Raw genomic sequence first — 13390 nt, forward strand, 5'->3', positions numbered from 1 at the left:
ACCCACGCTCGCGGCCGGGGAAGACCGGGATGATCTGCCGGAGTACGCCGGGACGGCGGCGGAGGGTGTCGGTGGGTGTGGACAGCTCCGTGGCCGCCTGCTCCCGGGCCGTCAGGCGGGCGGGGCCGCCGCGGTGACCCCGGTGGCCGCCGTGGGCCGTCGCGGCCTGAGCCGGTCCGGCGGTCTGCCAGGACAAACACGGTCCAATCGAGCGACACCCGCGGTGAGTGGCCCGACTCACATGGCCAACAAGGTCACCCACCGCCACGATGGGTCCGTCACCGTCAGGCTGAAGGGGTCCAGGATGTTCCGCAAGGTGCTGGTCGCCAACCGCGGCGAGATCGCGATCCGTGCATTCCGCGCCGGCTACGAGCTGGGTGCGCGCACGGTCGCCGTCTTCCCGCACGAGGACCGCAACTCGCTGCACCGGCTGAAAGCCGACGAGGCGTACGAGATCGGCGAACCGGGACACCCGGTGCGCGCCTACCTCTCCGTGGAGGAGGTCGTCGGCGCCGCGCTGCGGGCAGGCGCCGACGCCGTATACCCCGGCTACGGGTTCCTGTCGGAGAACCCCGAACTCGCCCGCGCCTGCGAGGAGGCGGGCATCACCTTCGTGGGCCCCGACGCCCGCACCCTCGAGCTGACCGGCAACAAGGCGAGCGCGGTGGCCGCGGCGCGCGCCGCGGGCGTCCCCGTGCTCGGCTCGTCCGCGCCCTCCAACGACGTCGACGAACTCGTCCGGGCCGCCGAGGAGATCGGTTTCCCGGTGTTCGTGAAGGCCGTCGCCGGCGGCGGCGGACGCGGCATGCGCCGGGTGGAGAACCCGGCCGCCCTGCGCGAGTCCATCGAGGCGGCCTCCCGCGAGGCGGCCTCCGCGTTCGGCGACCCGACCGTCTTCCTCGAGAAGGCCGTCGTCGACCCCCGCCACATCGAGGTGCAGATCCTCGCCGACGGCGAGGGCAACGTCATCCACCTCTTCGAGCGCGACTGCTCCCTCCAGCGCCGCCACCAGAAGGTCATCGAGATGGCGCCCGCGCCCGATCTCGCCCCGGAGCTGCGCGACCGGATCTGCGCCGACGCGGTCCGCTTCGCCCGGCAGATCGGCTACCGCAACGCCGGCACCGTCGAGTTCCTCCTCGACCCCGCCGGCAACCACGTCTTCATCGAGATGAATCCCCGCATCCAGGTCGAGCACACGGTGACCGAGGAGGTGACCGACGTCGACCTCGTCCAGGCCCAGCTGCGCATCGCCGCCGGCGCGACCCTCGCCGACCTCGGCCTGTCGCAGGAGACCGTCACCCTGCACGGCGCGGCCCTGCAGTGCCGCATCACCACCGAGGATCCCGCCAACGGCTTCCGCCCCGACACCGGCCGCATCAGCGCCTACCGCTCCCCGGGCGGCTCCGGCATCCGCCTCGACGGCGGCACCACCCACGCGGGCACCGAGATCAGCGCGCACTTCGACTCCATGCTGGTCAAACTCACCTGCCGGGGACGGGACTTCCCGACCGCGATCGGACGCGCCCGGCGCGCCGTCGCCGAATTCCGCATCCGCGGCGTCGCCACCAACATCCCGTTCCTGCAGGCCGTCCTGGACGACGCCGACTTCCGGGCCGGCCGCGTCACCACGTCCTTCATCGAACAGCGCCCGCACCTGCTCACCGCGCGCCACTCGGCCGACCGCGGCACCAAACTGCTCACCTACCTCGCCGACGTCACCGTGAACAAGCCGCACGGCGAACGGCCCGACCTGATCGACCCGGTCGCCAAGCTGCCGGCGACGCCCGACGGCGAGCCGCCCGCGGGCTCCCGCCAGCGGCTGGTGCACCTCGGCCCCGAGGGCTTCGCCCGCTGGCTGCGGGAGTCGCCGACCATCGGCGTCACCGACACCACCTTCCGCGACGCCCACCAGTCCCTGCTGGCCACCCGGGTGCGCACCAAGGACCTCCTCGCCTCCGCCCCCCTGGTCGCCCGCACCCTGCCGAACCTGCTCTCCCTCGAGTGCTGGGGCGGCGCCACCTACGACGTCGCGCTGCGCTTCCTCGCCGAGGACCCCTGGGAGCGGCTGGCGGCCCTGCGTGAGGCCGTCCCGAACATCTGCCTCCAGATGCTGCTGCGCGGCCGCAACACCGTCGGCTACACCCCGTACCCGACGGAGGTCACCGACGCGTTCGTGCAGGAGGCCGCCGCCACCGGCATCGACGTCTTCCGCATCTTCGACGCCCTCAACGACGTCGGCCAGATGCGGCCCGCCATCGACGCCGTACGGGAGACGGGCACGGCGGTGGCCGAGGTCGCCCTGTGCTACACCTCCGACCTGTCCGACCCGAACGAGCGCCTGTACACCCTCGACTACTACCTCCGTCTCGCCGAGCAGATCGTCGAGGCCGGCGCCCATGTCCTGGCCGTCAAGGACATGGCCGGCCTGCTGCGCGCCCCGGCCGCCGCCACGCTCGTCTCCGCGCTGCGCCGCGAGTTCGACCTGCCGGTGCACCTGCACACCCACGACACCGCGGGCGGCCAGCTCGCCACCTACCTGGCCGCGATCCAGGCCGGCGCGGACGCCGTCGACGGCGCCGTCGCCTCCATGGCGGGCACCACCTCGCAGCCCTCGCTGTCGGCGATCGTCGCCGCGACCGACCACTCCGAGCGGCCCACCGGCCTCGACCTCCAGGCCGTCGGCGACCTCGAGCCGTACTGGGAGGGCGTCCGCAGGATCTACGCACCCTTCGAGGCCGGCCTCGCCTCCCCGACGGGGCGCGTCTACCACCACGAGATCCCCGGCGGTCAGCTCTCCAACCTGCGCACCCAGGCCGTCGCGCTCGGCCTCGGCGACCGCTTCGAGGACATCGAGGCGATGTACGCCGCCGCCGACCGCATCCTCGGCCACCTGGTCAAGGTCACGCCCTCGTCCAAGGTCGTCGGCGACCTCGCCCTGCACCTCGTCGGCGCCGGAGTCTCCCCGCAGGACTTCGAGGCCATGCCCGACCGCTACGACATCCCCGACTCCGTCATCGGGTTCCTGCGGGGCGAGCTCGGCACGCCGCCCGGCGGCTGGCCCGAGCCGTTCCGCACCAAGGCCCTGCAGGGCCGCGGCGAGGCCAAGCCGGTCCAGGGGCTGAGCGCCGAGGACCGCGAGGGCCTGGAGAAGACCCGCCGCGCCACCCTCAACCGGCTGCTCTTCCCCGGCCCGACGCGCGACTTCGAGACCCACCGGCAGGCCTACGGCGACACGAGCGTCCTCGACAGCAAGGACTTCTTCTACGGTCTGCGCCAGGCCAAGGAGTACGCGGTCGACCTCGAGCCGGGCGTGCGTCTGCTGATCGAGCTGCAGGCCGTCGGCGAGGCCGACGAGCGCGGTATGCGCACCGTCATGTCGACCCTGAACGGCCAGCTGCGGCCCATCCAGGTCCGCGACAAGGCGGCCGCCTCCGACGTCCCCGTGACCGAGAAGGCCGACCGCACCGACCCCGGGCACGTCGCGGCCCCGTTCGCGGGCGTGGTCACCCTGGCGGTCGCCGAGGGCGACGAGGTGGAGGCGGGCGCGACCGTCGCCACCATCGAGGCGATGAAGATGGAGGCCACGATCACCGCGCCGAAGGCCGGCCGGGTGAGCAGGCTCGCCATCAACCGCATCCAGCAGGTGGAGGGCGGCGACCTGCTCGTCGTCGTCGGCTGACGGTGCGGTCGCCGGCGCTCACCCGCCGGCGACCGCCCACCGCTCCGCGGCCCCGTACGGCGGCTCACGGTCACCGCAGGACGGCCTCCCAGGTGTCCACGGCGTAGTGCAGGGTCATGCCGTGGCGGGCGTACAGCGCGGGCGCGCCGGTCGCGTTGGAGGTGTCCACGCCCAGCCCGACGGTGTCCCGCCCCCGGGCGGCGAACGCCGCGAACGCGTGCCGCAGCAGCAGGCCGGCGAGACCGCGCCCCCGGGCCTCGCGCAGGACGCCGACGGCCGGGATCCACCCCATGGCCTCGCGGTCGTCACGGGCCATCAGGAACCCGCAGTCCCCGGCGTCGTCGGTGGCGGCGATCCACACGAGGGACCAGTCGAGCCCGGCGGCGTCCACGTCGTGCAGCCACTGCTGGTAGCGGCGCGGGTGGAAGTCGAAGTGCTCGGCGAAGGCGGCCTGGAACAGCTCGTGGACGCGCCGCCGGTCCGCCTCCTCGGCACAGGGCCGCAGCCGCACCCCGGCGGGCGCCCGCGGCGGCCGGTCGGCGGCCCGGTTAAGGCCCCGGTGCAGCACGTGATGCCGCCGTACCACGGACCATCCCCGCTCCCGCAGCAGCGAGACGTCCGTCGTGGGCCGGGCGTTGAGGTTCAGGTGCACCACGGCCCGGTCCGCACCGTTCTCCCGGGCCTTCTCCAGCGCCCGCGCCTCCATCGCGGCCAGGACGAGCAGACCCTCCTCCTGCCGGTCGGGCAGCACGTAGTGGTCCATGTCGACCCGCTCGCCGCCCGACTCGTCCCACAGCAGGCCGTAGACCACCGGCCGGTCCCCGTCGAAGGCGAGCCAGGAGTCGCGTCGCAGGTCGACCTCGGGATGCCTCAGTTCCGCCTCCACGGAGTGCACGTCCGTCTCGGGGCGGCCGATCTCGACGAGGTCGATCTCGTTGAGGAGAGCGGCGACCGCCGGGGCGTCGGTGAGGGCGGCGGGGCGCAGGAGGGAGAACACGCCGTCCAGGGTCCAGGGGACCGCAGCCGGGCCGCAACACCATTTCCCGTGGCGCGCGGTGCGGCCATGAGCCCTGTATGCGCCCCCGCGAGTCTGGGCAGAATCCGTTCTGCCATTGATCACGCCGGGGACGACGCGCGGTCGCCCCACGAACTCCACGGGAAGGCGGGTCGGTTGTCGTGCAGTTGCGTCTTCCCTCCTCCATATCCGAAGCACAGCGGTGTCTGGCCGAGGGCGCGGTACCGGTCGGCGGGGCCACGCTGGTGTGGGCGGGCTGGCAGCGGGACGGCTTTCCCGAGCAGGCCGTGTCGCTGCGCCGGCTGCCCGAGGCCAACGCGATCGGACCCGGGGAACTCGGTGGGGCCGTGCTGCTGCACCACGTCGACGCGACCGTGCCCGAGGTGCTGCACCGGGCGGCCGGCGGAGTGGGCACGGGCGCCGTACGCCGGGCGGCCACGGTCGGCGGCAACATCGTCGGCAGCACCCTGCGCTGTCTGCTCCCCGCCGCCCTCGTCCTCGACGCCCGGGCCACGGTCCTGACCGCCGACGGCGTCTACGAGACCGACCTGGCCGAGCTGCTGGCCAAACGCCTCGTGCTGCTCGCCCTGCGCTGGCGCACACCGCTGGCCAGCGGCTACCGCAAGCTGGAGGGCGCGGCGGGTGGCGCGCCGCCCCTCGTCGTCGCCGTCGCCCTGCACTCCGGGGACGAGGGCCGCGCCCACCTGCGCGTGGCCGTCCGCGACAATTACGACGTGCTCAGCGGGAGCGCCCCCTGCGAGCCCGGCGCCGGCGCCGGGGAGGTGCTGCACGCCCTGGAGGGCACGGAGCTCGGCGAGTTGCCCGCCGCCGCCCGGGACGCCGTACGCGACCAGGTCGTCGAGGTGCTGGCCCGCGCCGCCGGCTGAGGAGCGGTCCCCGCGCGGGAGACCGGCGCCGCCGGGGCGGGCGTGCGGAGCCGTCGGCCGGGACGCCGCCCTCGCCGGGCCGTCACGCGGCCGTCCGTCGCGCGCCCGTCGTGTGGAGACCGGCCGTCCCGGGGCCGTCCGTCGTGGGGAACGCGGCGGGCGGCCGCGTGGCGTGGCGGCCCGGCGCGGGGGCTCCCACCCCCGGACCCGGCCTCGAACCCGGCCCCCGCGAGAGGCGATGTCAGTGGCTGTTGGTAGAACTGCGGACACCTCGCAGATCGCACACCCTTTCCCCTCGGGAGCAGCCGTATGACCATCGGTGAACACCTCAAGGCGCTCCACGGGCTGCCCGCCTACACGTTTCCCGGCGCCGCGCACAAGCCGCGGCCGGTCGAGCCGGACGCCGTGGCCTGGCGCGTCACCAGCGACGTCTACGACGCCGACGAGAAGTGGACGGACGCGTTCGCCCGCTTCTGCGCAGCCGTCGACACCACGCGCGTGAAGGCGCTGATCGTCGGAGCGTGGGAGGAGGCCTACGAGGACGACCCCACCCCCGTGGTCGAGGCGCTGACCGCCGCCCGGGACCGGTTCCCGGCCCTGCGCGCGCTGTTCTTCGGCGACATGGTGATGGAGGAGTGCGAGATCTCCTGGATCAACCAGACCGACGTCACCCCGCTCCTGACGGCGTTCCCCGCGCTGGAGGAGTTCGGGGTGCGCGGCGGGTCCGGGCTGCGTTTCCCCGCCCTGGGGCACAGCGCGCTGCGCCGGCTGGTCGTCGAGACGGGCGGACTGCCCGCCGAGGTCGTGCGCGGCGTGGCCGCCAGCGACCTGCCCGCACTGGAGCACCTGGACCTGTGGCTCGGCACGCCCGAATACGGCGGCGACAGCGAGGCGGCCGACCTCGAGCCGATCCTGTCCGGCGCCCGGCTGCCCCGCCTGCGGCACCTGGCCCTGCGCAACAGCGAGATGCAGGACGCGGTGGCCGTCGCGGTCGCGGCGGCCCCGGTGGTGCCCCGGCTGGAGGTGCTGGACCTCTCCATGGGCGTGCTGACGGACGAGGGCGCCGCCGCCCTGCTCGACGGACAGCCGCTCACCCACCTCAAGAAGCTGGACCTGCACCACCACTACCTCAGCGAGCCGCTCCAGGAGCGCGTCCGGCAGACCCTCGGGGCCGCGGGCGTCGAGGTGGACCTCGACCGCGGCGACGCCGACGAGGACGCGGACGACGACGGCACGGTGTGGCGTTACGTCGCCGTGGGGGAGTGAGCGACGAAACCCATGGACCGCACGCCTGTGCCGGTGAGTGATCCCGTGCCGCGTCTCGCGGTGGTCGCCAACCCCGAGAACCGTCGGGTCGCCCTCTTCGAGGAGGCCGTGCGGACGGCCGGACTGCCCGCCCCGCGGATCGTCCCCTGGGCGGACGTCCTGCGCGCCCGGGGAGCCGACTTCGCCGTCGACGAGATCGTCCGGATCGACTCGCCCGGGGAGAACCGGGAGGTCGACCGGATGCTGCGGGGCGCCCCGGACCCCACCCGGGTCGAGGGATCGGCGCGCTGGTACGCCGCCTTCGTCGCCGCCGTGCGCAGCCTGCGCGGCGGCGTCCGCCTCACCGACCCCGACGACCTGGCCGTGCTGTTCGACAAACGGCTCTGCCACGGCGTCCTGCACGCGGCGGGCGTCCCGGTCCCCGCCTCGCCCACCTCGGGCCCGGACGGCCTGCCGGTGCGCGGCTGGGACGACGTGCGCGCCGCGATGCGCGAGCACCGGATGCCCCGGCTCTTCGTGAAGCCGGCGCACGGGTCGTCCGCGTCGGGGGTCCTCGCCGTCGAAGCGGGTGGCGGCGGCCGCATCAGGGCCACCACCTCCGTCGAACTGACCGCGGACGGCGTCCTGTACAACTCCCTGCGGGTGCGCCGCTACGAACGCGAGCGGGACGTCGCGGCCGTCGTCGACGCGCTCGCCCCCGACGGACTGCACCTGGAGCGCTGGCTGCCGAAGGCGTCCCAGAGCGGCCGGGCCGCCGACCTCCGGGTCGTCGTGGTGGCCGGCCGGGCCACCCACGCCGTCGTCCGCACCAGCCGCTCGCCCCTGACCAACCTGCACCTCGGGGGACGCCGCGGCGATCTGGACACCGCCCGCGAGGCCGTCGAGGCCGCGGGCGCCCGCTGGGCCGACGTGCTCGGCGTGTGCGAGCAGGCCGCGGCCTGCTTCCCGCGCACTCTGTGCGTCGGCGTCGACCTGCTGCCCGCCGTCGGCTGGCGCGGGGCCGCGATCGGCGAGGTCAACGCCTTCGGCGACCTGCTGCCCCGGCTCACCGGTCTGCCCGGCGGCGGGGCGGAGGGCCAGGACACGTACGCGGCCCAGGTGGCGGCCGTGTTGCGCGGCTTCGTCCCGCACAGAACAGGAACACCGCATGCCTGAGCCCGACATGAACGACGTCGTCGGCAGCCACGACATCCTCCTGGTGACCCTGGACACCCTGCGGTACGACGTGGCCGCCGAGCTGGCGCAGGCGGGCCGCATCCCGCACCTCGCGCGCCACCTCCCGAACGGCCGCTGGGAGCGCCGGCACGCCCCGGGCAGCTTCACCTACGCCTCCCACCAGGCCATCTTCGCCGGTTTCCTGCCCACCCCGGCAGCCCCCGGACCGCACCCGCGGCTGTTCGCGGCGAGCTTCGCCGGCAGCGAGACCACCGCCGGCGGCACCTTCGTCTACGACACGCCCGATCTGGTCTCCGGCCTCGGGAAGGAGGGGTACCACACCGTCTGCGTCGGGGGAGTGGGCTTCTTCAACAAGCAGGGCCCGCTGGGCTCGGTGCTGCCCGGTCTGTTCCACGAGTCCCACTGGGCACCGGAGTTCGGCGTCACCTCGCCGGAGTCCTTCGAGAACCAGATCGCCCGCGCCGAGCAGACCGTCCGCGAACTCCCGCCCGAGAAAAGGATGTTCCTCTTCGTGAACGTCTCCGCGCTGCACCAGCCGAACTGGTTCCACCTGCCCGGTGCGACCCGGGCTGCGGGCGACAGCCGTGAGACGCACGCCGCGGCGCTGGAGTACGTGGACCGGCACATCGGGCGGCTGTTCACCGCCGCGAGCAGCAGACGCCGCTGCTTCGCGATCGTCTGCTCCGACCACGGCACCGCCTACGGCGACGACGGCTACACCGGCCACCGCCTGGGCCACGAGTCCGTGTGGACCGTGCCGTACGCCCACTTCTTCCTCGACCCCCCACCCCTCGACCCCGCCCCCGGTGGTCCCGTACCCCTCGACTCCGCACCCCGTGAGCCCGTACCCCGTCCGACGGAGACCGACCGATGACCACCGCCGAGCCGGTCACCCGCACCAGCCCGTACCAGCACTACGTCTACGCCTACCCGCACAAGACGGCCTACCGGCCGCTTCCCGACCGCCCCCTCCTCGCGGAGCTCTGGGCGAGCGAGCCCAAGGACGCCCTCTCCCTCTATCTGCACATCCCGTTCTGCGAGGTCCGCTGCGGGTTCTGCAACCTCTTCACCCGCATCGGCGCCCCCGACGGCCTGACGGGCGCCTATCTGGACGCGCTGGAACGGCAGGCCACCGCCGTGCGCGACGCACTGGGGGAGGGGGCCCGGTTCGCCACGGCCGCCTTCGGCGGCGGCACCCCCACCTTCCTCACCGCCACCGAGCTGGAGCGCCTCTGCGACATCGCCGAGCACCGCATGGGCGCCGACCTCCGCGCGGTCCCGCTCTCCGTGGAGGCGTCCCCCGCGACGGCCACGGCCGACCGGCTCGCCGTCCTCGCCGACCGCGGCGCCACCCGGCTCAGCCTGGGCGTGCAGAGCTTCGTCGACGCCGAGGCCCGGGCCGCCGTACGCCCGCAGCGCCGCGCCGACGTGGAGGCGGCGCTCGGGCGCGTGCGCGAGGCCCGCATCCCGGTCCTCAACATCGACCTGATCTACGGCATCGACGGCCAGACCGAGCAGAGCTGGCTGCACTCCCTGGACGCGGCCCTCACCTGGCGGCCCGAGGAGCTCTACCTCTACCCCCTCTACGTGCGCCCGCTGACCGGTCTCGGGCGGCGCCACCCCGCCCCCGGCCCGCGAACCGGCGGCGATCCGGCCTGGGACGAGCGGCGCCTGACCCTCTACCGGGCGGGCCGCGACCACCTCCTCGCGCGCGGCTACACCCAGCACTCCATGCGCATGTTCCGCCGCGCCGACGCCCCGCCGCAGGGCGCCGACGACTACGCCTGCCAGACCGACGGCATGATCGGCCTCGGCTGCGGCGCCCGCTCCTACACGTCGGGGCTGCACTACTCCTTCGACTACGCCGTGGACATGCACCAGATCCGCGGCATCATCGACGACTACGTGGCCGGCGACGCGGCCGGCTTCGCCCGCGCCCAGGTGGGTTACCCCATGAGCCCGGCCGAAGCGCGTCGCCGGCACCTCCTCCAGTCGCTCCTCCAGGCCGACGGGCTGCGCCCGGACGACTACCGGGACCGCTTCGGCAGCGCCCCCGCCGACGACTTCGGCCCCGAGCTCGAGCGGTTCGCCGACCGGGGCTGGCTGAGCGACGCCGACCCGACCGCCCTGCGGCTCACCCCCGAGGGCCTCGCCCACTCCGACGCCGTCGGCCCCGAGCTCTTCTCCCCGGCCGTGCGGACCGCCATGGCCGCCTACGAGCGGAAGTGACCCGGCCGTCATGGATCTGACCCTGCTCTACCGCGGTCCGCTCGCCTCCTGCGACTACGACTGCCCCTACTGCCCGTTCGCCAAGCGACGGGACTCCACCGCCGAGCTGCGGGCCGACCGCGCCGCCCTGGCACGGTTCGCCGCGTGGGCGGCGGACCGGACCGACGACCGGCTCTCCCTCCTGTTCACCCCCTGGGGCGAGGGCCTGGTCCGCTCCTGGTACCGGCGCGCCCTCGCCGACCTCTCCCGCCTCCCGCACATCCGCCGGGTCGCGATCCAGACGAACCTCAGCTGCCGCACCGACTGGCTGGCCGAGGCCGACGCGGACACCCTGGCCCTGTGGTGCACCTACCACCCGGGCCAGACGCCGTACGACCGATTCCTCGCCAAGTGCCGCGACCTGGCCGACCGGGGCGTCCGCTTCAGCGTCGGCGTGGTCGGTCTGCCCGGACACCGGGACGCGGCCCGACGGCTGCGCGCCGACCTGCCCCCGCACGTCTACCTGTGGATCAACGCGGCCGAGGGGCACGTCTACACGGACGCCGAGGCCGACGACTGGACCGCGCTCGACCCGCTCTTCCCCTACAGCCGCCACCCGCACACCAGCGCCGGCCTGCCCTGCCGCACGGGCGAGTCGGTGATCTCGGTCGACGGCGAGGGCACCGTGCGGCGCTGCCACTTCGTCCGCGCCGAACTGGGCAACCTCTACGACGGCTCCTATCGCGCCGCGCTGCGTCCGCGGGCGTGTCCGCTCGCCGTCTGCGACTGCCACATCGGTTACGTCCACCTGGAGACGCTGCCGCTGTACGACGTCTTCGCCGGCGGCGTCCTGGAACGCATCCCGGCGGCCGCTCCTCCGCGGCACTCGACCCCGTCCCGGCAGCCCGGCCCCGCACAGCACTCCGCCCGCGTCACGGGGATCGCGACGCGGGCGGGGACGACGGACTGACGGGTGGGCGGACGCGCAGGCGTTACGGCGTCACGTCCGTGACCCTCCAGCGCTGGTTGGAACCGGAGTTGGCCTGCCAGGTGGTGACGGCCGCGCCCTCGTTGGTCGCCTGGCCGCCGACCTCGAGGAGCCGTCCGGTCGCCACGTTGATCAGCGTCCATGTGCTGTCACCCGTGGTCGACATGATCCACTCGGTGGCGGGGTCCCGCTCGCCGGTGTCCGGCTCGACCACCGGCACGTTGTCGCGGACGGCGAGACGCTTGCCCTCGGCCGGGTTGGCGAAGACGTACCGCTGGCGTGCGCCCTTGTCGCCGTGCCGTGCGTCGAGCTGCCACTGCTGCGCGGTGCTGCCGTTGGCCGAGCCGATGACCAGGCTCTTGCCGTTGGCGGCGACGGTCACCGCCTTGCCGCTCTGCACGCCGGTCAGCGTGTAGGAGTGGCCCTTGGTGAACAGGCTCGCGTTCTTCGCGACGCCCGAGACGCCCTTCACGGCGAACGAGGTCACGGACTGCGCCGGGACGGTGTAGGTGGCCTTGCCGTCGACGACCTTGACCGGGGCCTGCTGCTTCAGCTTGCCGTCGGCGCTGGTCACGGTCGGTGTGACGGTCGCGCCCCGCTTGACGGTGCGGAACTTCGACAGGTCGATGGTGACCGTGCGGGCCGCGGTGGTGGAGTTCACGTGGACGAGGGAGACGCCCTTGCCGTTCTTCGTCACGGCGGCGGCGCTGGAGGTGTCGTCCACCTTGATGAGCTTGTCGCCGGGCTTGATGAAGTGGGTGAAGTTGCGGGCCGTGTCGAACTTGGTGTTCGTGTAGATCGGGCACGACTTCAGGGTGTCCGACTTCGTGCAGCTGAACGGGAGCTGGATCTCGCCCCAGTTGCCGCCCTTGGCGGACTCGCCGCCCGGCTTCATGTTGTCGTAGTCCTCGACCGGCTGCCAGAACACCCAGGCGCTGGGCTCCAGTTCACGCAGATCGTTCACCATCTGCTGGGCCAGCCCGAGGCCCGGACGCATGTCGGTGAAGCTCTGCCCGTCGCCCCAGTCTCCCTCGACCTCGCTCATCCACAGCGGCTTGTCGGCGGCCTTGGCGAGGTCGCGGACGGTGGTGCGCTGACCGGTGCCGTAGGTGTGGACGTTCATCTGGTCCACGAGGTCCTTGGAGGCCTGCGAGTAGGAGTTCCAGTTCGTCGCGAAGATGGACGGGTTGGTCTCGTCCATCGCCGAAATCTTCGCCTTGGTCTTCGCCTTCTTCAGCGCGGGCGCCAGCGCGGCGAGCACCTTCTGCTGGAGCGCGGGACCGATGTGGGCGCCCTCCTGGCGGCCGCCGACCGGTTGGCCGTTCGCGTCGAGCCGGGTGCCCCAGTAGCCGGTGTTGGGCTCGTTGAACGGGTCGACGGTGTCGACCTTGATGCCCTCGGCCTTCTCCAGCCGCTTGGTCGCGCCGGCGATGTAGGCGGCGAAGTCGTCGACCGAGTCGGCCTTCAACTGGTCGGTGTTGGCGTTGAACCCGCCCGAGACGTAGCCGCTCTCCGTCATGAACCACGGCGGGGAGTTGCTGAACGTCTCCCAGTGGGTGATGTCCTTCTTGATGCGGTCGACCCACCAGCGCTGGGTGGCGTCGGCGTTCTTGTTCCAGTCCGCCGGGTCGTCCGCGCTCCACCAGTCGGTGTCCTCGCGGGTGGTGCCCGCGGGCGCCTTCCACCAGCCCTCGACGGCGCCGCCCGCGCGCAGGTAGTCCTTCACGTCCGGCGCGTTGCCGCCGCCGATGTTGTAGCGGGCGATGTTCAGCGCGAGGCCGTCGTCGCCGAAGAGCAGCTTGGCGAGCTTCTCGCGGACCGCCGGCGGGTAGTCGCCGGTGGCGTTCGCGAACCAGACCAGGCTGGTGCCCCAGCCCTCGAACTTCTCCTGCCGGTACGAGGGGTCCGGCGTCACGGTGACGGCGGCCTCGGCGTGCGCCTGCACGGGGACGCTGAGAAGCGCGGCCCCGGTGGCCAGGGCGGTGAGTGCGGCGGCCCCGAGGGTCCGTCTGCTGCGGTTACGGCGTGCCATCTGTGCTCCCAACTGCGGTGCGGTCGCTGTGGTGGGCCCCTGCCGCCGCGCGGGCGGCAGGGGATGGCCCCCGGCCGCGGACGCATGCCGTGCCGGGGAGTCGTGGGGGATGCGGTGAGACGACGAGGTGCTGTGCGGC

The 13390-nt window shown here is 73.5% G+C and carries 9 protein-coding genes; 7 read left to right on the forward strand and 2 right to left on the reverse strand.

Annotated features, from left to right (window positions below):
* Nucleotides 1-304: 304 nt before the first annotated feature.
* On the forward strand, nt 305-3679 hold the full coding sequence (locus tag QF032_RS36600) for a pyruvate carboxylase (RefSeq protein WP_307048664.1): 3375 nt from the start codon (nt 305-307) through the stop codon (nt 3677-3679).
* Between the two features lie 70 nt (nt 3680-3749).
* Here the strand turns inward: QF032_RS36600 and QF032_RS36605 are convergent, their stop codons facing one another.
* Complete coding sequence (locus QF032_RS36605) at nt 3750-4676, reverse strand: GNAT family N-acetyltransferase (protein WP_307059441.1); 927 nt, start codon at nt 4674-4676, stop codon at nt 3750-3752.
* 179 nt (nt 4677-4855) lie between these two features.
* Here QF032_RS36605 and QF032_RS36610 point away from each other — a divergent pair, with 179 nt between their 5' ends.
* The 6 genes from QF032_RS36610 (at nt 4856) to QF032_RS36635 (ending at nt 11201) form a co-directional block, all read left to right on the forward strand.
* The gene (locus QF032_RS36610; RefSeq protein WP_307048668.1) at nt 4856-5581 is read left to right on the forward strand and encodes an FAD binding domain-containing protein; all 726 of its coding nucleotides are present in this window, start codon (nt 4856-4858) and stop codon (nt 5579-5581) included.
* 309 nt (nt 5582-5890) lie between these two features.
* Complete coding sequence (locus tag QF032_RS36615) at nt 5891-6847, forward strand: STM4015 family protein (RefSeq protein ID WP_307059443.1); 957 nt, start codon at nt 5891-5893, stop codon at nt 6845-6847.
* A gap of 12 nt (nt 6848-6859) precedes the next feature.
* Entirely contained in the window at nt 6860-8002 is a 1143-nt protein-coding gene (locus QF032_RS36620; protein WP_307048672.1) for an STM4014 family protein, read from the forward strand.
* 7 nt (nt 8003-8009) lie between these two features.
* Nucleotides 8010-8897 (forward strand): STM4013/SEN3800 family hydrolase, encoded by an 888-nt coding sequence (locus QF032_RS36625; RefSeq protein ID WP_307060512.1) that lies wholly within the window; start codon nt 8010-8012, stop codon nt 8895-8897.
* Nucleotides 8894-10252, forward strand: a complete 1359-nt coding sequence (locus tag QF032_RS36630; protein ID WP_307059447.1) for an STM4012 family radical SAM protein — start codon at nt 8894-8896, stop codon at nt 10250-10252. The genes QF032_RS36625 and QF032_RS36630 overlap by 4 nt, the downstream gene beginning before the upstream one ends.
* Nucleotides 10253-10262: 10 nt before the next feature.
* A complete protein-coding gene (locus QF032_RS36635; RefSeq protein WP_307048677.1) occupies nt 10263-11201 on the forward strand; it encodes an STM4011 family radical SAM protein in 939 nt (312 codons plus the stop codon).
* Between the two features lie 22 nt (nt 11202-11223).
* Here the strand turns inward: QF032_RS36635 and QF032_RS36640 are convergent, their stop codons facing one another.
* On the reverse strand, nt 11224-13251 hold the full coding sequence (locus QF032_RS36640; protein WP_307059448.1) for a glycoside hydrolase: 2028 nt from the start codon (nt 13249-13251) through the stop codon (nt 11224-11226).
* Nucleotides 13252-13390: the final 139 nt, after the last annotated feature.

This window comes from Streptomyces achromogenes, assembly GCF_030816715.1.
GTDB lineage: Bacteria > Actinomycetota > Actinomycetes > Streptomycetales > Streptomycetaceae > Streptomyces > Streptomyces achromogenes_A.